Genomic DNA, 24,112 nt, shown 5'->3' with positions numbered 1-24,112 from the left:
GTTCGATCCTGCGGTTCAGCCCGGTTCCGGCATGCGCGGAAGCGCGGGGTTGGCCGAGTTGGTCAATTTTTCCCGATCGTGCATATCCTTGTCCAGCGACGGGGTGGCGGGCGCCCATGGGGCACCGTCGCCGATATGATAGCTGTGGCACATGGCGCAGCCCGAAGGCACGTCCGCCTTCGACTTTTCCCCTCCATGACAGTTACGGCAACTGTCGATTTTCGGAAGCAGCAATTGCCTGGCGTCATGCGATCTTGGCGCTGCATGGCAGCTTTCGCATTTTTCGGTCCTGTGGGCGGCATGATCGAACCAGCCGTTCATCATGTAGCGCATCGGCTGGTGCACCGGCAGCACCTGCCAATTCGCATTGCCATTGGTGCCAGGTGGCGTGACGGTGTGGCAATCATAGCAGGCACCGCCCTTTGAGAATACCGCACGTATCGCGTCGTCGGCGCGGGAGGGGCGAGTGGCCGCCGCACCGAAATAGGCGTGGTAGATCCGTCCCTGCGCGTAATCGCCGGGCCGACGGCGCGCCACGCCGCCCAAGGCCGGAGGCTCGACCGGCCCGGTCGACCGGAAATAAGCGCGCAGGTCTGCGATCACCTGATCGGGCTGGCCGTGGCGGAGCGTGCGGACTGTGCCGCCGATCGTCTCAAAGGCAAGGCTGTGGCACATCTGGCAGTCGCGCTCCATGTCCACCGGCAGGAAGCGCACGCCATCGGCGGTTGGCTTGTGGCAATCCTTGCAGGCAAGTGCATCGCCAAATCCATATTGCGCTTTCATCGTCCGCGCCATTTTCGCGACACCGCCGGTCGCGGACAAATGAATGTCATGTGGGAATTTGAGACCGCTGTCGTCTGTCGGCCGGCTATCGAGGGATCTGCGCGAGAAGCTGGGGTGTTTGCCCGGCCGCGTTTGAACCAGCGCGGAGAATTGCGGATGGCTGGTACCGAAATCGGCGGCATTGCCGATCTTGCTGTCCTTGAGCCGGTCCTTCAAGGTGCCGTGGCAATCGACACAGAAGGCTTGCGGCGCAGGCTGCATCGGACTTGCACCTTCATGTTCGCGGTGGCAATCGACGCAGGCACCCTCAGGCGGCTTGCCAAAGGCGGCAGCTACTCCTGCCAGCAACTTGCCCCCCAGCCCCGCTTCTGCCCGCGCCATGGCGATGCGGGCGGCGGGTGCATGGTCGTGCACGTCCTTGTGACAGGTCTGGCAGGTGCTGTCGCGGACGGAAACGAACGCCTTTTGATGGCAGGTTTCGCAGCGCCCTTCGAGCGCGTGGTGCGCCTGGCTGAGCGGGCCCGAGGACCAGCTCCTGTCCCCTGCGACCGTGTAGATATTCCGCGTGTCGTTTGCCGGCCGGCTGGCATAGCTCCAGATGGGGACAGCCAGGAAGCCGATCAGGATCGCCAGCGCCAGTCCCCACGCCGTCAGCCGCTTGCCCGGCAACAGGCCGCGCAGCGAGAAGACCCTCGCTTCCTCCTTTTCCTCCGAAGCTTCGGACACGGCGTCGATGCGGCGGATGGAAAGGATGGTTGCTCCATCCTCACCCCGCGACAGGGTGATGCGGTGCCCCCCGAAGCGCAGTTCCGCACCCTGGGCGGGATCGATCTCGGCACGCAGGACCGTGCGGCCCTCCAGCTCGAAACCCAGCGTGCCGGTGGCGCGCAGGCGGACGGTGCGCTCGTCGACCTGCTCGATCCGGGCATGGTCAGGCTCCAGCGCCAGGTCAGGCAAGTGGATGTCGTTTTCCGCCGCTCGACCCAGCGAAAGTTGCGATTTGGCGATTGACGTGGCGCGAACGATCTCGCGGCCATCGGCGGTGAGGCTGATCTGACGGACTAGGAAGCTCATCTCACGCTCACCAGTAGAAGAAGACGCTGACGATATGCGCGGTCAGCGCGGCCAGCAGGGCAAAGGTGGCGGGCACATGGATGTAAAGCCAGATTTCCAGCAGCGCCTTCAACTTCAGGTGTCGGCGCAGGCGGGCCAGCATAGCCTGCTTGCGTTCCAGCAGCGCATCGACCCTTTCCAGCGGATCATTGCCGGTATCCGGCGTGTCGCCCGTCCAGCGGCGCAACGCCGCCTGCGCCCGGGCCGTGGCGCAACGGGGATAGCGGCCGGACAGGCGCGCCACCAGGCCGCCGCCAAAGGGATCATCTTCCAGCGACTGGCGCACCAGCGCGGCCTGCTCATGAGTCAGGGGCTGCGCGGCATCATGCAGTTGCCGGTCGATGGCGCGCACCGCGTCGAGCATCTGCACCTGCGTCATTTCGGCGCGGTTGTTGCTGAGGGCTGTAGGCAAGGACGCATAGACGGTGATGCCGAACAGGCCCGAAAGGATCACCAGCATCATCAGCGCATAGGCGAGCGTATGGACGTTCCAGCCAAGCTGGAAGCCGGTGTGCAGCGTGGCGATGACGATCAGGCTGAGGCCAAGATAGACATGGGCGGATGTCCATGCCTTGAGCGACCAGCGTCCCCGCGTCATCGCCCGCTTGCGCAGGCCAAGCAAGGTCAACCACAGGATCAGCAGCGCGCCGATCGTGCCCATGGTATAGCCGTACCAGCTACCGCCATTATGGTGCGGCGTGACGTCGACCAGCATATAGCTGGCAATCGACAGGACGCAGGTTATCGTCGCGATCTTCAGCCAGCGAAAACCGGCGTGGCGAAGGAAGCCGTCATGCAGCACCTCACCCCTGGCGCGGCGAATGGGGCTGGCAGCAGGCGTCGCCATCAGCGCGCCTCCCCGCCAAGCCGAGCTACCGTCAGGAAATCCTCCGGTGCTACGCGTATGGCCGCTCCAGTGGGACAGGCGCGCACGCAGGCCGGGCCACCCTCAATGCCCGAGCACATGTCGCATTTGATGGCTTTTTTCGGCTTTTCAACGCCGGATTCCGCATTCTTGTAGCGCCATTTCTTCGACGGTTCGCCCGGGCCGGGACCAGCACCGAAGAACATCCAGCTGAGCAGGCCCGGCTTTTTGGGGGGCACGCTGTCCATGCGGATCACCCCATAGGGGCAGTTGCGCTGGCAATTGCCGCAACCAATGCAACTGTCGTCGATGAAGACCTCTCCATCCGGCCCGCGATGGATGGCGTTGGGCGGGCAGTCGGCCATGCAGTGCGGATGCTCGCAATGGCGGCAACTCGTCGGCACATGCAGGTGGGCGTAGGTGCGGCCCGCTTCCCGGTCGAGGCGGGAGAGACCATCATGGCTGTCGGCGCAGGCCTTTTCGCAATTATCGCAGCCGACGCAGAGATGTTCGTCGATGAGGAGAACGTCGGTCGCTTCGCCTATGCCGTTGTCGACCAGGAATTTCGCCGTTTCCGAATACATGTCGACGACGGTCGAAAAGCTGTCCTTGCGGCTTTCGACAAAGGCGTTGACGTCCTGCCGAGCCGCCATGTCGCGCCGGGCGCGTTCCAGCAGGGCAGGCTTGGCGGCCATCAACCGGGCGAAGGCATCGCCGTTCAGCCTGATGACCTCGGACTTGACCGTCGCCTTGACCGTGGCGGTGCGCGGGCCGCCTGCGATCAACGCCATTTCGCCCACATAGCTGCCGGCGGGAAGATAGGACAGGAAGACGTTTTTCCCGCCGATCTTCTTTTCCACGATCATCGACCCGACCCGGATCACATAGATGTCATTGCCGATATCGCCTTCGGTGAGGATCGCCTCCCCCGCCTTCACCGTTCGGATTTCCGCCGTGTCGAGAATGTCGGCAAGATCCGCCGGGGTCAGGCCGGCGCCGAACATCTGGAGCAATTGCCGCTCGGTCGAGATGCGGGTGATGGCGCGCTTGGCGGGCGGGTTGGAGGACATGAGCTTGAGCGCCGCTGTGCGCGACACCTCCACCATGATCGAGTCAGCGCCCGCCCGTACGGTCGCACCGCGGCGGCGGCCGGAAATGAGGCCCACCTCCCCGAAGATGGAGCCCTGGTCGATGGGTATCTCGACGCCGGAGGCGACCTCCACCAGCGCCCGCCCCCGCGCTATGCCGAAAAGCGAGGAGCCCGGGTCGAATTTCTCGAAGATCAGGTCGCCGCTGCGATAGGCGCGCACTTCGCTGTCCAGCATGAATTCCCGCATCTGGAGCGGAGACAGTCCCTCCAGGATCGAAACGTTGGCGCGCAGATACTCCAGCCATTCCGCGACGCTCTTCTTCTCCGGCAATCCCGCGAACTTGGCGGCCAGGATCGGTTCGTCCGCAGGCTTCAGGTCGCGATTGCCGTTGATATATTCGACGACGTCATAGCCCTGGTTCATGCAATGCTTGATCAGCGGATAACCCGCCAGCGCGCCGATCACGAAAATGCCGGGCGCGGTGCTTTCGAACACCGGCGACAATTTCGGGAAGGCCAGCCGGTCCCCACTGGTGAATTCGATGCCGCAGCTCTCCACAAAGGCGCGCGGCGGAGCGGAACCCATGCGCGCGATGATGCGATCGCATTTCAGCTTCACCTCGCCGTCGCGGCTGTCGAGCGTGATGAAACCGGGCTCCACCTTTGCCGTGGTGCTTTCGGTCATGATGGCAAGGCGCCCCGCTTCAGCGGCGGCCATCAGCGCCTTGACGTTCGCAGCCTTGGCGCTGGCGAACTCGGTCGACCGGTTGAGGATGGTGACGACATTGCCCTGCGCCTCATCGGCAGCGAGGCCGAGGGCATTTTCTATGCCTGCATCGCCCGTCCCGACGACAAAGATGTGCTCGTCATTATATTCCGCTGGATCGTCCAGCTGATATTGCACATGGGGCAGGTCGGCGCCCGGCACGCGCATCAGATTGGGATTGCCCTGCGTGCCGATGGCCATGACGACGGCATCGGCAATCACCTCCCTCCCGTCGTTCAGCGTCAGCCGATAAGGTGGCGCGAAGCGCTGGATTTCCTTCGTTTCGCTCGTGCCGTCACGCTTGCGCTCAACGATCTTCTGGATGCTGCCCGCGATCGGATCGCCGGTGCCGACGATCGCCTTCACTTCCGCATTATAGGCTATATTGATGGCCTGCGCGTCTGCCTGTCCGTTCCAGCGGTCGAGAATCGATTCGCGCTTGCCCGCCTCGAAATCGCAGTCCGACCGCAGCACGAGCTGGCTGGGCGTCGCCATCACATGCTTGCCCTTCTGATATTTGAAGATGGTGTCGGACAGATGGTCCGTCTTTTCTATCAGCAGGTGCGAAAGCCCCAGCGCAGCGGCGCGCGCGGCCGCACTCAGCCCCGCCGGCCCCGATCCGACGATCGCGATACGCACGCGGTCATTCAATGATTGTCCCCCGATATGCCCCTGTGTTCCGGCTGTTACCGGACGCTGTCCCGGGCGGCACTCTATCATTTCCGCAGCGTCACGCTAGAGAAGATCGCGGGGAACAACCGGGGAGTGCAAGAATAATGGGTTGGAACTGGAGGCGCGTGTTGCTGATGGGCGCGGTTGGCATCGCCGCTCTATCCATCGGCTATAATCTGACGCACGCGCCCGAGGAAACGAAGGTGCCAGCGCTATCCTCCCCATTGGCGGCCGGCCAGGAGCCTGCCGATCCGGAGGCGGCGATACGCGCGCTTCAGGACCGGGTCGGGGCCAATCCCAACGATGCGGAGGGCTGGCAAAGGCTGGGCTGGGCTTATTTCGAAAGCGGCCGCCATGCCGATGCGGTGCGCGCCTATCGTCACGCGACAAAGCTGGCGCCCGGCAATGCGACCTTCTGGTCGTCGCTGGGCGAGGCCGCGGTGATGGAGAGCGAGCGTGATCCCATGCCGAAGGAAGCCGCGGACGCCTTTGACCGGGCCATCGCACTCGATCCGAAGGATCCCAGGGCGCGCTACTTCCTGGCGGTGCGCAAGGATCTTGCGAAGGATCATGAGGGCGCGATCCGCGACTGGCTCGCCCTGCTGGGCGACACGCCATCGGGCGCGCCATGGGAAGCCGATCTGCGCCGGACGATAGAGCAGGTGGGAAAGATCAACGGTATTGATGTCGCGGAACGACTGGCGGCAGTGACGCCGACCGCACCGCACCCGCCATTGGGTGCCGGCATGTCCGTGGCGACAGCGGCGATCCCTGGCCCCAGCCGCGAGCAGATGCAGGCCGCTGCACAGCTTCCCCAGGGACAGCAGGACGCGATGGTCGGGGGAATGGTGGCCAGTCTGGAGTCCCGACTGAAGGCCAATCCGGGCAATGTCGACGGCTGGATCATGCTGATGCGCAGCCGCATGACGCTGGGCGAGACGGGCAAGGCGGCGGCGGCCTATGCGCAGGCGCGGTCGGCCAATCCGGCGCAGGCAGGGCGGATCAGGGATGAGGCGCGGATATTGGGCGTGCCGGGCGCCTGAGCCACGCCCCAGCGCTCTTGCCGGGCCAGTCCAACCCGGCGTCTTACCGAAGCAGAGGCGGTCGCCAGCCCTTCATATCCACTTCGTCGCTGACCTTATAGGGTATTCCCCGGGAGGTCAGGAACAGCCGCTCCATTTCCGGGCGGGTAAAGGGGCGCGAGCCGAGGCGACCGAACACCGCGATCTGCCCGCCCGTTTCATCCACCGCGCGGTCGCGGTCCAGCCCTTTGGACAGCGCCAAGGCCGGCGAAGGCGTCCGTGCCCAGGCGATCAGCTCCGGCTTGGGCGCGGGCGAAAAGCCGTAGAAATTGGGCTGGCTGGCCGGACTGGTCAGCTGCACCACCTTCAGGCCATTCCGGCCATCCGCGACATAGGCGAACAGCGACGCGTTGGTCGTGCCGACGATCACATCCTCCACATCGGTCATCTGGCCACCAAACGTCTCCTTGGCGTAGACGACGGGACGCAGCGGGTTGGTGATGTTGACGATTGCAAGCCCTTCGGACTTGGCCGCCACATAGGCATAGGTCCGGGCAAGATAGATCCGGCGCGCATCGGCCAGCGGCACGGTGGCGGACGCCACCGCCACCGGATCCGTGAGCTTCGTCACGTCGAACAGCTTCAGCCCTTCTGAATCAGTGACCCACAGATAGCGGAACTGGATCGCGCTGGCCCGCGCGTCCTTCATCGGGCGGACGGCGGCAAGACGGGGGTGAAGCGGGTCGCTGAGGTCCACCACGACCAGTCCGACATCGGCAGTGATATAAGCGATCTGCCCCGCAAGCTGAATATGCCGCGCCCCGTCGAGCACGCCGTCGGGATTCCACGTGACTGCCCGCTTCAGGAAATTGTTGCGGAAATCGCCATCGGCCATGGTCTCGATATTGACCATGATCAGCCCTTCGACACTGTCCGTCACCGCCGCATAGCTGTAAATCGGCAGGAAAGGCTGCTCCTGGTTGATCCGGCGCAGTTCCGGCGTGTTGCGCAGCGGGTTGACCGGCTGGTTGGTGGCAAGCGCCATGCAGGTCGCGTTCCTGGATGGAACGCCGCTGTTGTGGCCCAGCTTCGAGAAGGGCGCGCTCAGGATCGGTTCGGAAATACCCTTGTTCGCGATGGATGCCACGTCATAGACGCGGAAACCGCCCTTCCCTTCGGCCACATACATATATTCGCCGCGCAATTGCAGGCATCCGACGCGATCGGCCGTCCCCTTCACTACATTGCGGAACTCTTCCACGGCATGGGTCTCGCCGGAAGCCCTGCCGTCGAAATATTTGCCGCGCACCCAGTTCTTCAGTTCGCGCCTGTTCTGCTCGACGTGCAGCTTCCAGTAATCGGGATAGGCATATTTCTGCAGATAGCTGCCGATCACGGCCTGCGGCTCGTCCCATTCGGTGACGCGGATCGCCTCGAATCCGCTCTCCAGCCCGGTCCAGGCGTTCAGGCCGACAAAATTCACGAAATTGGTGCCGAGCAGCAGCAACTGCGACATGATGGCATTATTGTCGTCCTTGGCCGACAAATGACAATCCGTGCAGGTTTTTGTCTCCGTCCGGCGCACGGTATGCGGGAAATGGGGCGCAAAGGCCTGCGACGAAAAGCCGATGCCCGATATCGGCGGTTGCTGGATGTAGATGCGTTCGCGGTTGATGTTGGTGGACGACAGGACCAGTGCCGAAGTCGAGCGAACCGGGGCCGTTTCATTGCCCTTGGTCGTCATGTGCTTGCCGAGCTGGAACATCTCGTCGCGCGCCACCTGCGGGTTATAGGTCGCGAAGTTGCGCGTTTCCTCTCCATCAAAATGGTGAAGCGAGGTCTTCCAGTTCGCTTCGATTGGCAGGTGGCAGCCACCGCAACTGGTCGTCCAGCTCAGATGGCAGGTAAAGCACGCCATGCTGTCGTCACCATGCGCCCGATCTTCCTTGGCGATGCCCGGCCCGAAGGCAAAACTGCCGTCCTCCGCGCCCGAACGGCTCATCAGCTTGGCGCGGGCAGCCTTGGCGTTGAAATGCGGATTGGCCGGATCGACCGAATCCTTAACCAGACTCACTTCCCATTCCAGCTTCGGGTCGACGATCGATCGCTGGATCAGTCTCTGCCTTCCGCTGGCGTCGAAATACCATTCGAACCGCCTTTTGCCGTCAGGATTGCGCAGCAGGGCGAGGTTCGTCCCCTTGGGCGGGGCGGCCGGCCCGGATGTCAACAATGTGGGATAGGCGTCGGCCGTGCCATGACAATCCTTGCACCCGATTTCGATGGCATTGGCCACCTCGCCATAGATGAAGCCGTTTCCATGGCTGTCCTGCGCGAAATGGCAGTCGGCGCATTGCAGACCCTTTTCGGCGTGGATGTCCATCAAATGCACGGACTTGCCCGGATTGGTGCCGACAGGGACGAACTTGCCCTCCCCTTTCTTGCGCCATTTTTCCGGATCGTCGGGCGACACGGTCTTGCCATCCGCGTCGAGCAGATTGCCTTCGCGGTCGCGCTTGAACACGCCGCGGAAGTTCCAGCCATGGCCATGGTAGTCAGCGAACTGCGTGTCCTTCGCCTTGTCGTTCAGGTCATAGACGTTGCGCAGAAATTCCAGGTCCGACCATTTGCCGCGGGGACTGGCTCCCTCGGGATTGCGTTCCAGCGTCTGGTGCACCTCGGCCGCGGTCGGATATTTCTGCTTTTCCGGCCACATCAGGGGCGCATCGGACTCATAGTCCCACATGGTGTAGCCCAGATAGCTGTTCAGGAAGATATTGGGCTGGTGCATGTGACAGTTCATGCACTGCGCGGTCGGGATCGCGCGGGTGAAGGCGTGGCGGATCGGATGACCGCTTTCCTTGACCGCGCCAACAGGATGATCGGGAGTGATCGTCTCGCCATGCGGCCCCTTCAGCCCACCATGGCTGATCTTGGCCGCAATGGTCGGATCGATGGTGGCGGTCTGCCCGTCGCGGCCATATTGCGCATAGATCAGGCTGTGGCGCGGCTCGCGGTCATTGGCATAGACGACATGGCACCCCGAACAACCCGAATGGCGATAATCGCCGGGCTGGTCGTTCGTGCCCATGAACCACATATAGGGATCGTTGAGGCGGGTCTTGTGAATGTTGAGTGCCGGGATCGCCACGCGCAGCCCCGTGCCGGGCCCGCGATTGGACTGCTTGAGGTCGGGCCGCCCGGGCTCTTCCAGCCGCTGGATCGAGCCAGTGGGATTGGGTAGGCCTATTTCCGCGAATTGCGTGTTGATGTTGCGCCCGCCGCGCTCGAACACGCGGAAGACGTCGCCCGGCGGAATCACCTGCCACGTCGGCAGCGGATAGAGTTCGGCCAGCGCGCCGCGCGCCTTCTCCCCGGCGGTCAGGGTGCCGGGGGGGCTGCCGGGCGAGACGATCTTCGCCGGCTTGCCGTCCTTGGTGTAGGCTTCCCCGAAGATATAGTTCTTGAAGGGCACGATGCCGTTATTATACGCCGCCCCGCCCCACAGCATCGCGCCCGATGCCATCAGGGATCGCTCCGCCGCCTCGATGACCTGCATGTGGCACGAGCCGCACGCTTCCCGCGTCACGCGATAGTCGCTGGGGTTGACGAAGCGGACGAATTCCGGCGCCTCCCGGTTCAGCAGCGTGTAGGTGCGCTGCGGATTGGCGGAGGAGGGATAATGCCAGCTCTTGGGATAGCGCGGCAGGACATGCGCCTTCTCCCGCGCGGCGACATAGGCAGGATCCTCAAAGCCCAGAGCCGGATCGCCACGCACTGCCGCATTGCCGCCATGACAGTCGGTGCAACCCAGCATGACCGCCGGGGTGGCATGCATCGATGGCTCGTCCGTCTTGCTATGGCAGCTATAGCAACCATCGGATTTCGCGGCGACCTGCCCGGCGGTCTGGCTCATCGGTGCGGGCGGCGCGAGGGCGTAATGGCGCTCCACCGGCTTTTCGGCGTCGGAGGCGTGGAGGATGGCGACGGGGATGAGGAGGGCCGCGAGCAGCAGGAGGAGCAGCGCCATTCCCGCAAGGGCAGAAATCCTGTTCCGGGGTCCGACCGCGGCGCGTGCCTTCGCGGGAGCACGATAATTCGATAGGGAGGCAGCAAGCCGGTGCATCAGTAACTCAGGATCAGATTTGCGAGCACCGAATAATAGTTTCGGTTGCGCTCGCTGTTGGTGAAAAGGTCGCGAAATCCCGCGCCGGGCAACAGGGTTGCACCCGACAGGCGGAAGACGACGTTCTGCGTCGCCTTGGGTCGCCAGATCGCGGCGGTCGACAGATCCCAGCCGATGGACCTGGGAATGCTGCCCTCATTGCGCAGCGCCTGGAGCGTTGCCGTATTCTGGAACCATAGATGGTTGGCGTTGGCCGACAGGCGAAGTTCCGGCATCAGGTCGAAGTCGCCGCCGGCGCCGAGCAGGATGGTGCCGGGATTGTTGAAGTTCGACTGGCCCTGTTCCTTCGAGGAGCGCAGGGAGTTCAAGATTCCGTTCCGTCCGTTGATTCCAATGACGCGCCCGCCGCCGGCGAAGGGAATGGACTGCCTGATCCAGTAGCTGGTGTCGGCTCCCGCAAAGACTGGGTTTTCGAAAATCGCATCGAACCCGTTTTCGCGATTGTCATGAGGGTCACCATCGCCGCTGGCGTACAGGCCCGAGATGCGGAACCGCATCCAGTCCTTGTCGATGCTCGCTTCGGCCGCCGCGAAGAACGCCCTGATCTGCGCGGGACGCGAGGTGAAGAAGCTGTTGCGATCCTCTCCCAGTGCGCCATAGAGCGACCCCGTCAGGTTCACCCGCCCGATCCGTCCGTCCGCATTATACCCCAGATAGACGACATCATATTCCCGCCCGCGCAGGTCGCCGAGCAGCGCCGGACGGACCGGAAAGCCGTTATCGTCGATCTCGATGTCCCGCTTCTCGCGGTTCATGTTGTAGACGGCGGTGATCTGGCTGGTCAGGCCAGGGATCAGGAAGTCCTGGCGATAGAGATTGGCCAGGAATATCCAGTCCCGGCGCGGTGACTGCACAACCGAATTGAGGCCGCTGTTGGTGTCCTTCTCCAATCGCCAAAAGGCGGCCAGATTGAACTGGAAGCGGTTATTGTCGCGATTGCCGAACAGACGGATTCCCAGTTGCTGGTCATTGAACAGGAAACCGCGAAAATCCGACTGAAAGGGCTGGATGCCGACGCGCAACGACCGAAAGTCGTAGCGATCGGACGTGTTGGCAAGGTGATAGTCGACAAAAGCTTCCTGCACGCCCAGAAAATGATCGGTCCGATGGGACGGCCTGGATGGCTGCACGAACAGCACGCGACGCTCAGGCACGTTGGCATGATTGACGTTGAGCGCCAGTGTCAGGCGATATTCGATCTCCGGCGGCTTGAAGGCGGTCGCCCCCTTGATGAGGGCCACGCCGCCGATGAAGGTCTGGCTGAAAATGTAGCTCGCATCCTTGCCGAAGACATTGATGCTGCCCGGCCGCTCCGTCGTCTGCACCCCGACCGGGATTGGAAAGGACCGCGGCTCCAGCACCGTATCGCTCACCGCATTGGCGACGAAGAACCAGTCGTCGCCCTTGATCGGCAACCACTTCACCTTTTCGCGGTCGATGGGACGATCGCCCTTGAGTGTGTTCTGGTTATAGGGGTCGAACCAGCGTTCCTTCACCAAGCCCAGGCTCTCTATCAGGCGCCAGCGGTCCGGGATTGGAATCTGATCGGTCGGAAAGGCCTCTGGCGGAGGCGCGCGGACCGCGCCTTTGTTGTCCTGCGTCACCGCGTCGGGCAACGGCGGCTCATATCCGGGGCGACGGCGACCCTCTATGGACTGGCCGTCGGCGTCCAGTATCTCCTGCCAATTATCCGGCGGAGGCGGTGGCACCGGCTCGCCCGGCTGCGCCAGCGCGAACAGGGGCAGGAGGGAGACGAGACCCATGCCCTACAGCCCCGCGCAGACATTTTGCGATGCGCTGCCAAGGAACGGCGCAAAGGGACAGCTTACATAGCGCAGCCGCACCGTCGCATTGCCCAGATCGACGACGATCTGATCAGCGCGGATCGCGGCGGGCGCGTTGCCGATCCCGCCGACGCGCGCACCGCCATTGTGCAGGCCAAGAAAGCTGATCATGTCGTCCTGATCGATGCCGTCGCCCGATACGCCGATGCCGCCGACCAGAACATTGCCGCGATAAATGGGTACGGAACCAGGAAAGATCTGAATGCCGTTCTGCACCCGGTTCCGGTTGGACACGGTCGGGACAGCCGAGCAGCGCTGGGGCGTGTCGGTTGCGCTCGCGCCCGTCATATAAGCGAGATGTGCGGCAAGGTCGCCCACCACCAGCGCAGATTGCAGGCCGGTGGAGAAGGGATTGAACTGCGCGATGGGACGCGAGAAGGGTCCGTTCGGCCGCCCGACCTCCCCATCGGGGAAATAGGGTCGGGAAAGATTGCCATTGGCGCGATCGGTAAAGGCATGCTGCCCGGTCAGCGCGGAGGGATCGTTGAGGAACGTCCGCGCCTTGCCGACGAAGGCGGCGACATCGGCGCTGCTGCTCGCCGACAGGTCTGCCGCCGCATGGGCACCGGAGAAGAAAGCCGCCGTGCGCGCCTTTTGCAGGCTGACGTCGGTGCCGAAGATTGGCGCATCGGGCGATCGGACGATCCCCAGCGCCTGCCCGCGCGTATCGACCAGGCTGATCGTCACCTGCGCCCGACTGTCCAGCGGTTGGCGGATCTGCGCCCTGGCCCGGCTCATGACGGCGAAGGCTTCTTCAAGGATCGCCGTCACTTCCGCCGTAGTGAGCGGCTGCGCCACATCGCCACCGTCGGTCCCGGCGCGTATCGGGAAGCGGTCATTGCCCGATCCGTCCGTCAGCACGAAGGCGTCCATATTGGAAAATTCGGCTGATCGCGCCGGCCGGATGCCAGACGCCTCCGTGCCATAGGCGACGCCGGGCAGGATCGCAGGCGCCGGATCGCCATAATAGCCGCGCACCGTGACCAGCGAACCCTCACTTCCGTTGATCGCGGCAAAACTCACGGCACCCGTCGCGATCAGGCCGGAATAGGCTGCATCGGAATAGCGCAGCGAAGTGCCGTCCACCGTGATGCGATCGGCGCGGATAGCCTCAGGCGCCTCAAACCCCAGGGTTCCCGCCAGCGCGACATATTCCTCAGGATCATTATCATCATCAAGGACATTGCTGTCGGAGCCATAGACCCCGTCCGCCATGACGCCGATGCCGCCAACCACCGCGCCATTCTTGTAGAGCGGAAAGCCCCCTGGATCGGCTGCCAGCCCCAATGGAGAGCGCTTCGGCCCGATCATCGCCTGTGAGCCGGACGAGACAAAGCGCGCCGACAGGTCGGAACAGGGCAACTGGCTGAACTGCACCCCGAACAGCGGCCCGCTTTCCAGCCCGGCGGTGGTCGGTGCCGGCGGGAAATGCTGCTGGACGATCATGCTCGCCGTGCGGGTGGAAAAGGCGTTGCCGCCGCTCGACAGATAGGCGCCGGTGATCGCCTTGGCGATGGCGCCGGCCTCGGCGGGAACGGTCAGGTTCTGCGCGTCGATATTATCACCATTGGGCGCCGCGCTGGTGATGGCACTGGCGCGTGCCCCCGCCATGTGGAATATCGCGAGCACATTGCCCACCCGGTCGGTCACGGCGACCACGGCGGGCAGATTGCGCGCCTTCGCCTCCGCAACGGCATGCGCCACCACGGTTTCGACATCCGCTATCGTAAGCGACTCCTGCGCAGGCGCTGCGTAGAAGCTGGACGGTGTCGGCGTTGGCGCAGGCGTCGACGTACCGCCGCCGCTGCCACCCCCTCCTCCACCGCCGCCGCAGGAGGCAAGAACCAGTACCGCGCTAGCGGCCAGTGCGCTCAACCGGTGGAGCCTGCCCCTCATTGCAGCGCCCCGATACCGCGCGCCGCGCTGCCAAGAGATGCACGGAAATCTCCGGGGCGATAGCTGTTCGGTTCCTTGACCGCGGTATAGGCGCGGTTGACGTCCGCCCTGATCCCCGCCGCCGCGCCCACGGTGACGCGTCCGGATTTCACCAGGCTGTTGAGCAATGTATCGATCGCCATGACGGCCTGCACGGATCCTTCATAATCGGTGAAGCGCGGCGATATGGCGCTGCCCGCAATCTCGCGCACGATGGCGAAGGCCATGTCGCCCCGCATTCCCCCAGCGGCAAAGGCATCGGCCAGGGCCCGCGCGCTGCCTGCCAGTTTGCCAGCGGCAGCTATCGCCGCAGGGCGATCCCGCGCGATTGCCGCGTGGAACGATCGGCTGTCGGCGTCGAAACGCCCCGCAAGTCCCGGCGCTGCCACGCGCGCCGCCGCGGACAGCAGGATCATGTTCTCATCATTGAAGGGGGGCATGCCTGCCGGGATCGGGCGGCCCGGATTGGCTTCCCAGGTCTTGCTGCGTTCCGCCTGGTCATAGATGCGGCGGTGACAGCTCTGGCAATCGAAAAAGTAGAATTCGGGGAAAGTCCCCTCCGTGCCCCGTGAACCGGCATAGAGGGCCAGGGCGCGTTCCACCGCCATCGCCTGCCCCACGGCCCAGAGCTTCAGGCTGTCAGTCCGCCCCTTGCGTCGTGCGTAATCGGCATCTTCATCATGATGCGCCTGCATCGATGAGAAGAGGTCGAGCTCAAAGGAGATGCGTGGATGGCCTGCCGCCATGATCCGATGCGTCACGAACTGACCGTCCCGTGCACTGCCGAAATGACAGTCGAGGCAGACCGATGCCCTCGTCTCCGGCTGGTCGAGTGGGGTCATGCCGGCTGCGACATTGGCGGCATGGCTTGCGCCCACCGCATAATGGGACGCGATCCAGCCGCCTGCCGCGCCATGGCACGCCTCGCAGCCGACGCCGTCCTGCGCCAGAAAACGCGTGCCGCGCGCTGCGGCCGGCGTGGAGTGGCAGCCAAGGCACGCGGGCGCAGAGGATGGGTCGCCCAGTCCCAGCGTCACTGCGATCTGTCGCCCCCGCGTGCCGTTCAGCACCGCGAAGGCGCGGCTATGGGCGCCGCCCGGCGTCGAAGGCTCCTGCCAGCGCATAAGTTCATCCTGGCGTACGACCTTGCCGTCGCCTTCCATCCGGCCGTGGCAGGTGGAACCGGCGCAGGAAGCGACGCCAGTATAGGTGCGAACAGCCGACGCGGCATCCGCCACACCCGAACCTGCACCCGGCAGAGCGGACAGCAGCAGCCATCCCAGCAGCATGGCGCCCAGCGCCATCCCGCCCAAGGACCTGCCTATCACCCCGACCTTGCCCCTCATTTGTCACGCCCCCGTGCAGGCTGATTCGGGCAGTTTCCCCTGCGTCAGCCGCGCATTTCTCTCTACGGGATCAACCCGTTGTTTCAATCACGTTTTGCCCGCGCCGCCCGATCAGTGCGCACCACCGTCCCCGCAGCCCGCTTCGTCAGGTCCACCGCAGGAGCGTTCCCAAAGATCCTCATTGCCCGCGCCTGTCACAGGTTCGTCAATCAGGGGCGGATAGCCCTGTGTGACGATGTCGCGCAGTTCGATCAGGGACAGGGTGAAGATGCGGCTGACCGATACCGAAGGGTCCAGCACGCCGTTCCATGTGTCGCGGCTGTCGAAGCTGACGCTGGTGCAGGCAGCGGGGCTGCCGATGAGGCAACCGTTGATCCTCGATCCCAAGGCATAGCCGCCGTTGACGGCGACCAGCGGGATCGTTTCCAGGCCCTGCGCGAACACCCCCGTCGAGAGGGCCAGCCGCCCATTGATGGCGATCTGCAAAGCCGGACCCTGGGAACCGATCACCAGATTATTGGCCGTGAAGCCACGCCGGTCCGGGATCGCTACGGAGAGGCCACTATTCTGGATGAAGAAGGCCTGGGACGCATTGGCCCGGATTGTTCCTGCACGCAGGATGCCGGCATCGTCGACCGGTCCGTCATTCTGCGCCAGGCGCAAATCCCTGGCGGTGATCGATCCTGTGGAACCGATGTCCGCTATGGCCGAAAGAGATGCCGCCATGATGATTGGGCTGTCGAGCGTCAGCACGCCGCCCAGTGCGCCATTGCCGTCGCTGATGTCGATCAGGCCGGCGCCGGCTATGATTTCCAGCCGTCGGCCTGCCGTGAGGGCCAGCCCTCCTTGCCCTGATCGCCCGGTCAGCCGCACCGCGCCCTGGACGCGCAGATGCCCGCTGGTGCCGATCGTCAGCATCCCGCCGCTCGCCAGATTGGCCGCGGCCAGTGTCAGGTCCTGCACGATGATGTCCGGCGATCCCGCAACGCCGCGCGCCGGGGCATTGAAGGCGATCTGCGTCGCCGTTACCCGCGCCAGTTCCGCCGCTGACAGGCTGTAGGTTCCGGCGACGTCATTCCCGCCAATATAGGCCGGCTGCTGCAGGTTGATGGCATTGAAGATGACTTGGCTCGTTCCGTTCACGCTGCCGAGCTGGGCCGAACCGCCCAGGACAATGTCGCGCGATCCGATCGTAATCGTCCGGGCAGATGCGGAACCGGTCAGCGTCAGCAGGCCCCCGCCATTCAACAGGATGTCGCCCGCCAGCGATATCACATCGCCGAAAATTGCCGAACTAGCAGCCGTGGCCGTCAGCGAATCTCCGGCCGAAAGTCTGGTCGCATTGATCGATCCGCCGGAGAGGGTCATGCCGGTTGCAGCACTGGCATCGGCGATGGACAGAGCGCCGCCCGCATTCAGCAGCAGCGCTCCTGTCGATGCCGTCGCCTGCGCTATCGTCATGCCGCCCGTCGCGCCCAGGCTGACCGCGCCGCCACTCGCCGTGATCGCACCCGCCGATGCGATATCGTCCACCACCAGGCTGCCGGCGCCCGCATCCAACAGGCTCTGACCGCCAGCAACCAGGCTGGCGGCGTTGATCCCCTGCGCGGACAGCGTCAGATTTCCGCCAGCGGTCAGCACGCTGCCGGCGGCGAGATTGATATTGCCCGCCGCGCTGAGGATCGTCAGATTGTTGACCGCGCGCAGACTGCCCGCCGAGGACATGGTGATGTTGCCCGGCGCGGTGAAAAGGATGCTGTCCGCAAAAATGCTGTCGCTGCCCTGCGGCCGCCCGACATGGTTGAAATCGATGCCTGTTCCCGACACGCCCGTCAGCGCACCGGTCACCATGATATCGCCAGCCCCAGCGAAAGCGAAGGAGAGTGGCCCGTCGCTCACGAGGTCGGCATTGCCACCGATCCGCACAACGTTGGTTGCGCCCACGGAAACGCCCGAAAAGCCGGCGGTCGGGATGCCGAGACTGGAAAGCCGGACCGATCCAGTGACCCTCAGTCCACCATTGGTGGCCGTGCTGCCGTCGGTCAGGCTGACGAGACCGCTCGCGTCTCCACTCGCGCTCATCAACAATGCGTCGATCAACCGCTGCGCGCCTGGTGACAGCAAGCCGCTGTCACGATTGGCGAAGCTGGCGGTGCCGCCGCTGCCCAGACCGGTGACGCCCCCGGCAGAAGCGCCGCCCGGCGCTTTGCCGCCGATTCCGCCCAGTCCCCCCTGTCCGTCCGCGCGCAAGGTCATGCCGCCGAGCACATAATCGCCATTGCTGGAATCGAACGCCGCAAGGCCGCCCGTGCCGTTTCCACCGTTGCCGCCCAGACCGCCGGACAGGCCCGCATTGCTACCCACGCTGCCATCGGCGCCGAGCCCGCCCTGGCCATTTGAAGTGATGCTGTAAGCGGGCATTTGAGGCAAGGCGCTGCCCAGCACAATGCGCGCATCCGCAATCCGTAATGTCGCCGAGCCAGCCAGGCCATTGCCGCCCGCTCCGCCATTGCCGCCGACCGGCCCGGCCGTGCCAAGGGCGCCATCGCCGCCCGTCGCATCGCCGCTGATGCGCAGCGCCAATCCGGTTGTCGCCGTCGCGCCGGAGCCAAGCGCGAATAAGGCCGCGCCGCCGGTCGCATTGCCGCCGTCGGCCCCCAAAAGACCCGCGCCGCTGCGCACGCCGCTTTGGCCGCCTGCCCCGCCGATCGCTTCCGCCAGCACGCCGATGTCGCCGGCATCCAGCAGGGTCGAGGGTCCGGTCAGGCCCAGCGACGCGCTTCCACCGAATGCATCGCCGCCGCGCCCGCCGCTGCCATCATAGCCCGTGCCGCCTGTACCGCCCAGACCGGCAGCGGTGACGCGCAGCGTCCCGCTCACTGTCGTCGCGCCGAATGAGAGGCCGAGTGTCGCGGCGCCGCCCATTCCGACGCCACCCGCGCCGCCGGTCCCGCCACCGCCGCCCATGCTGCCGATGCCGTCGGCACTGACCGTCAGGTTCGCGAAAAGGGGATCGACGTCGATGAGCATCGCGGCGCTGCCGCCCGTTCCCCGGCCACCCGCACCGCCGCCCGTAGTGCCGTAGAAGAAAATCGGGCTGCCATTATTGTCGAAGCTGCTGAAGCCGCTATTACCCGCCTGACCGCCAATCCCGTCGGCATCGACGGTGACAGTGCCAATGGCATGGCCTTCGTTCAGATAGGAAAAAGCTGCTGTACCGCCCAGCCCGTCGCCGGCCGCCGCGCCGGGTCCGTCGCTGCCATTATTGCCGCCAGCGCCGCCCATGCCCTCCGCCGAGATCAGCAGCGACGGCGCGGTCAGCACGCCACCCGCTAGCGTCACGTCCGCCGTCCCGCCCGTGCCAAGACCGCCTGCGCCGGCGCGATAAAATCCGGCGCCGTCGGCGCCTGTTTCCGCGCCATCGCCACCCTTGCCCGTTGCGCGGACGATAGTCGCGCCCGTGATCGTGACGGCCCCACTGCTTCCCGCAGCCAACAGCAACCCGGCAGTACCGCCCGTGCCGGTTCCGCCATCCGCGCCGTCCGCCTGAAAGACCGGATAGCCCATGCCGCCGGTGCCGCCCGCATCGATGGTAAGTGTTGTCAGTCCCAGCGTCCCGCCGCGCGATTGCAGCGCAGCGTTGCCGCCAAGGCCCGCCCCCGCGATCGCCGCGGCTGATGATGGACTGTTCGCACCGTCCGCCTCCCCGCCGGTGCCCTGCGCGCTCAGCAGCAGCGTGCCGAGAGTGGCACCGCCGCCCGTGATAAGGAAATCTGCCGTGCCGCCCTGCCCGTTGCCTGCACGGAAGGACGTTGTGCCGCCGCCCTCGCATATAAGGCAGTTTTCGCCGGCGGCGCCGCCAGAGCCGTTCGCTCTCGCATCCACTAGATCGGCCGTCAGGCTGCCCGCCAATATGTTGACGTTGATCGTGCCGCCAGTGCCATTGCCGGCATCGCCACCGTTGAACGTTATGCCATCGATCGGGGGCGCCGATGCACCCTCCGCCGACAGGTAGAGGTTGCCGAAGCGCAAAGCGCCGTCACCTGCCGAGCCTACCCGGTTTTCCACAAGGATGCTGCCGCCCAGCCCGTCGCCGCCGCGACCCGCGACACCATCCGAAGCTGCGCTGCTGCCGACGCCATTGGCTTGCAGCGTCATGTCGCCCAGCGCCGAAAAGTCGCCATCGCTGGCGTAGAGCAGGACCGATCCGCCCGTGCCGTTCGATCCATCCGCGCCCGATGCGCCCCCGCCATTGGCGGAGATGCGGCACGAATAGCTGGGGCAGTCGCTGAGCGAGAAGCTGCCTCGCTGCCCGCTCGATGCACTGGCGAACAGGGTCACGTCCCCGCCCGTCCCGCTGCCCGCCAGGCCGGGCGCATCGCCGGCAAAGCCTCCCGCGCTGGCATAGAGTCCTGCCGCGCTGAAACTGCCGCCCGCAGCGCCGATGGTGATGCTTCCGCCAAGGGCGTCGGCAGTGCGCGGCGTCAGGAAGGTCGATCCCGCAAAGGCGGCAAAGCCGAAGGCGTCAGCAGTGGCGAACAGGTCCTGCGCGATCGCGAGGCCGCCGCCATCATGCGCCGAAATGTTGATCCGCCCGCCCCGCAGCGTGCCGCCCGACGCCCCTCCGCCATAGGCCGTCGCATCGGCGTAGAGCGAAACGGATGTGAGGATATTCAGGCTGCCCGTGCCGCCCACGTCGATGTCGATGCCGGTTGCGCCGGGGATCGCCGCGCCATAGCTGCCGCTGTCCGTCGCATAGCCCGGCGCGGTGCTGACGTCAGCGAAGAAGCTTGTCCAATCGTGCCTGCCCGCGGATATGGCGACCCGGATATCGCCGCCCGTCGCGCTGCCCGCCGCGCCCGTGCTCGCGATGCCGCCTGTCGCCTGCGCTGTGGCCCGAACGGTGCCCAGATCCAGGCCACCCTGTATGAAGGCGCCGGACGTGCCGTTGATCGCGATGCTGCCGCCAACGGCATTGCCGCCGTCCACCGGCGGCACCGACACCTGGAACGCCGTTCCCGCCGAGGCGTCGAGCGTGGTGCTGCCGAAGCCCAGGCTCCCCCCTTCCGTGCCGGAAGGCCCGGCAGCGGTCAGTGCTGAGAGGGTGATCGATCCGCCTGTCGCGTTGCCGGACCTGTCGCTGCCATAACCCGCATAGCCCACCGCATTTGCCGTCAGGCTGGCGGCGGTGATCGATCCGCCCGTGGCGATCAGATTGATGACGCCGCCATTGGCGTCGCCGCCGACCAGGGGTACCGAACTGACGCCCGCTTCGCCATCCGCGCTGGCATCCAGATACAGCGTGCCGGTAACGCCGATCTGTCCGTTGGTGGAGGGCGCGCCGCTGCCGCCGAAGGCCAGCAGGTCGATGCGCCCGCCTGTGCCCCCGTTGCCGGCTTTCAGGTTCATGTCGCGGTCGACGGTGATCGTGCCGGACTGGTCGGCCTGCAGGGTGATGCTGCGTTCGGCGGAAAGCGCGACATTGCCCAGGAAATGAGTGGCCGTGGCAGGGCGGATGACGATGTCGCCGGTCGCCGCGCCGGTCACGTCGTTTTGCCAGTCGCCTGACCCGATGCTGAAACCTGCGGCGGCCGTCGCGGTGGCATTGCGCATCACGATCAGGTTACCGCCGGCGTCATGGACGATGTCCGACCCGGCCGAAAGGACGATGGCGCTGCCGTCCGGTGTCACCGACGTTGCGGGAGTATAGCCGACATTGCCCGACAGCAGCATGGTCAGCGCATTGTTCTTCGGCACCGCGACCATGAAGACGCGCTGCAAATCCGTACCGCCGGTCGAGGCCGGGCCGGTTGTCGTGCCGCTGTGGACGACGCCGTTGGCATCGGTGGTGCCGGCCGTGATCGCGATGTCGAACAGGCCGTTGTTGATCCTGATATCGGCGGCTTCCGCGGCGACATAGGCGGCTGAACCATTGACGTTGACGGTTCCGCCCTGCACCACGCGCGGCGCGACCAGCGCCACATAGCTGCCGGATGAAAGCGCGTTGACCTGAGCGCCCTGAAGCAGTTCGACCGAGGATGTGCTGCCCGCCGGACCCGCGAAACGGATATTGTTCCTGTCAAGTCCGTTGCTTGTGTCGATCGCGTTGGTGGTCAGGACCAGCGACCCGACGTTGAAGACACTATTGGCGCCCGCGATGATGCCGCCCGGCGCATAGAACCAGACTGATCCGCCGGTGGTGGTCGGGCTGCCGATGATCTGGCTCTGCACCGTGCCGTTGAGCGCGATCACGCGCGATACGGGCAGGCCATTGCCATCCAGAGGCAGGATGCGGTTCAGAACCGTGAAGTCGCTGAAAGAACTGAATGTGACCGTCCTGCCCTGAGGCAGGAAGTCGATCGTGCCGGCGCTGGCCGCCACCCTATCATCGGGCGTCCAGTCAATGACCGCTTGTGTCGAGTTCAGCGAGATCGCATCGTTTCCAGGGGAACTGCCCTGCGAGATATAGACGTCGGGATTTGGCGTATAGCTGCCTTGAAACGCTTTCTGGCCCACTGCGGCGCCGGCCCCCAGACCGACCGCGAGTGCAACCGCGCTGGTGCGGCCCAGCAATGTCCAGAGCGAGAAAGCGCCATGCTTCGTCCTCATCAACGCCTCCATGGCAGGATTTGCGTGGTCAGGGAAAGGAGCAGCCGCGTAGCGCCCCTGTCGGTCTGGAAACCCGCCTTGCGCAGTGGCGTCGCCACCGTCAGGTCGAGCCGCGCATGATTGTCCCATGTCGCGCGCAGACCGCCGCCCGCCGAATAGAGTTTCTGCGGATCAAGTCCGGCGAAATTGGCGCTGTGATGCCACATCCAGGCCGCATCGAAGAAAAGAAAGGGCTGGAGCGCGATCGCGCCTGGCTCCCGTGGCGTGATTCGCCCGTAGCGCAGTTCCGCTCCGATCCCCAGGCCACTGTCGCCGGTGATGACGCCGGGATCATAACCGCGGCCAACGGTATAATTGCCAGCGCTCATCTGCTCATAGGAAAGCAACACGTCAGGGCTATATTGCGCCCTGGGCGACAATGCGAAGGTCAGGTCCGGGCGCGGCCGATACTCCGCCTGGACACTCGCTCGCAGCACGAAGGCTGAAGGATCGCCGTCCAACTGGCTGATCGGCGTTCTGGGGAAGGCGCAGTTGACGAATGCCGCGCCGCACGTTTCGCTCGCGCCCAGCCCCTCGATCCCCTGGCGCAGCTCGGCCATCCCGCCCAGCCGCCAGCGAGGCTCCACGCCGGAATAGCCGATCGTGCTGACGATGCTCTCGGGATCGATCAATTCCCCCTCCAGCCGCAGGAACAGCACGCGCAGCCGGTCGCGGGACAGCGGTATCTTGGGGGTGGCGGTGCCGAAACGCAGATCCTGGTTGACGACCTCCAGGCCGCCCGTCGCAAGCAGGGTGCGCGCCTGACGCCGCACCAGCGGATAGGCGAGCCCCGCCGTGGCTATCATGGTTTCCGATGACAGCGGGACGCCGCGGATTCCCGGCTTGCTCCAAGCGTAAGTGAGGTCGCCCGACAGGCGCAGCCCATCGCTGCCAAGTGCCATGCTGTGCCCGACCTGCAGCACCGTCTGTTCGCTCGGTTGAGCGGTGTTGAAGATGCTGAACAATGTGCTGTCGCCCAGCCCGGTCATGTCGTTGAAGCGCACCCGCGCCAGCCCGCCGAAGCGGCCGACAGCGTTGCTGCCGTAATTCTGGACATTGACGTCCAGTTGAACGCGCTGGCGCACCACCTGCACCTCGCCCACCACTTCCCCCGGCGCCGTACCGGCGGGGCGCAGGGCGAGGCGAACATCATAGCCTGGCAGGTCGCGGGCCAGCAGCAGATGCCGTTCCGCGTCGCGCACGTTGAAGACCGGCTGACCCTTCAACACTTCCATATGGGCGGCGATCAGCCTTTCGCTGTTGCCCGCGTCGCCGCGCACCTCCACCGCCACCAGACGGGCCATGAAAATGTCGAAGCGGACGGTCCCACCCTTCTCTATGCGCTGGGGCGGAACCTGCACGGCCGCCAGATAGCCCATCTGCCGCAGCATGGTTGCGGCCCGGTCGCGCACTTCGCACAAGGTCGCTATGGGCACTTCGCGCCCGGCAAATTCGCGCCAGCTATCCTCCAGCGCGGCCGGATCGACTATGCGCAGTCCCTCGAAACGGACATCGGCGAAATTGACCTGAACGCTCGCATAGCGGGGATCGGCCAAGGGGCATGGCGCGCGTTCGACGCCGCCGACCACGGTGAGGCGGCTGCCCCGAGTCGCCGCTTCGTCCGTCAACTGCCCGCGTGTCAGTTCCTCGCGCGTCGGAGCGCGTGGCGCGACCTGTGCCGCCGCCGCCACAGGCAAGACGATCGGCAGCACCAGCGCCAGCGCCGCCGCCGATCCGCTCAAGGCGGAAGCCCGCATGTGCCCCTTGTTCCCCATATCTGTCCCCAAACGGTCCAAGGCAGCCTTTCCCTTAGGGCTGCCTCACTCCCTGTCTTCAGGCGCGGGC

Annotated in this window: 10 protein-coding genes; 1 reads left to right on the top strand and 9 read right to left on the bottom strand. The window is 65.1% G+C overall.

Features of this window, described 5'->3' with window-relative positions; translation table 11 throughout:
• Positions 1–15 precede the first annotated feature (15 nt).
• Genes MRBLSP13_RS00560 through MRBLSP13_RS00550 form a run of 3 tightly spaced genes read right to left on the bottom strand, consistent with a single transcriptional unit; the run spans position 16 to position 5,256 of the window.
• On the bottom strand, positions 16–1,857 hold the full coding sequence (locus MRBLSP13_RS00560; RefSeq protein WP_363736017.1) for a cytochrome c3 family protein: 1,842 nt from the start codon (positions 1,855–1,857) through the stop codon (positions 16–18).
• Positions 1,858–1,864: 7 nt separating this feature from the next.
• Positions 1,865–2,743, bottom strand: a complete 879-nt coding sequence (locus MRBLSP13_RS00555) for a hypothetical protein (protein ID WP_363736016.1) — start codon at positions 2,741–2,743, stop codon at positions 1,865–1,867.
• Positions 2,743–5,256 (bottom strand): cyclic nucleotide-binding domain-containing protein, encoded by a 2,514-nt coding sequence (locus MRBLSP13_RS00550; RefSeq protein ID WP_363736015.1) that lies wholly within the window; start codon positions 5,254–5,256, stop codon positions 2,743–2,745. The genes MRBLSP13_RS00555 and MRBLSP13_RS00550 overlap by 1 nt, the downstream gene beginning before the upstream one ends.
• A gap of 167 nt (positions 5,257–5,423) precedes the next feature.
• Between MRBLSP13_RS00550 and MRBLSP13_RS00545 the strand changes: the two genes are divergently transcribed.
• The gene (locus MRBLSP13_RS00545; protein WP_363752590.1) at positions 5,424–6,332 is read left to right on the top strand and encodes a tetratricopeptide repeat protein; all 909 of its coding nucleotides are present in this window, start codon (positions 5,424–5,426) and stop codon (positions 6,330–6,332) included.
• Between the two features lie 43 nt (positions 6,333–6,375).
• Here the strand turns inward: MRBLSP13_RS00545 and MRBLSP13_RS00540 are convergent, their stop codons facing one another.
• The 6 genes from MRBLSP13_RS00540 to MRBLSP13_RS00515 all read right to left on the bottom strand — a co-directional run bounded on the left by MRBLSP13_RS00540 (position 6,376) and on the right by MRBLSP13_RS00515 (position 24,024).
• Complete coding sequence (locus MRBLSP13_RS00540) at positions 6,376–10,338, bottom strand: LVIVD repeat-containing protein (protein ID WP_363752056.1); 3,963 nt, start codon at positions 10,336–10,338, stop codon at positions 6,376–6,378.
• A gap of 95 nt (positions 10,339–10,433) precedes the next feature.
• Entirely contained in the window at positions 10,434–12,257 is a 1,824-nt protein-coding gene (locus MRBLSP13_RS00535) for a hypothetical protein (protein ID WP_363736013.1), read from the bottom strand.
• Between the two features lie 3 nt (positions 12,258–12,260).
• Positions 12,261–14,234: a heme-binding protein gene (locus tag MRBLSP13_RS00530; protein ID WP_363752053.1), complete on the bottom strand. Its 1,974-nt coding sequence runs from the start codon at positions 14,232–14,234 to the stop codon at positions 12,261–12,263.
• Complete coding sequence (locus MRBLSP13_RS00525; protein WP_363736011.1) at positions 14,231–15,619, bottom strand: multiheme c-type cytochrome; 1,389 nt, start codon at positions 15,617–15,619, stop codon at positions 14,231–14,233. The genes MRBLSP13_RS00530 and MRBLSP13_RS00525 overlap by 4 nt, the downstream gene beginning before the upstream one ends.
• Positions 15,620–15,730: 111 nt before the next feature.
• Entirely contained in the window at positions 15,731–22,228 is a 6,498-nt protein-coding gene (locus MRBLSP13_RS00520; protein ID WP_363752050.1) for a beta strand repeat-containing protein, read from the bottom strand.
• Positions 22,228–24,024: a ShlB/FhaC/HecB family hemolysin secretion/activation protein gene (locus MRBLSP13_RS00515; protein ID WP_363736009.1), complete on the bottom strand. Its 1,797-nt coding sequence runs from the start codon at positions 24,022–24,024 to the stop codon at positions 22,228–22,230. Before MRBLSP13_RS00515 ends, MRBLSP13_RS00520 begins: the two co-directional genes overlap by 1 nt.
• Between the last annotated feature and the right edge of the window lie 88 nt (positions 24,025–24,112).

Source organism: Sphingobium sp. LSP13-1-1.1, assembly GCF_040676415.1.
Classification (GTDB): Bacteria; Pseudomonadota; Alphaproteobacteria; order Sphingomonadales; family Sphingomonadaceae; genus Sphingobium.
Note: the sequence above shows the minus strand (reverse complement) of the source record. Positions and strands in the feature narration are given on the sequence as shown.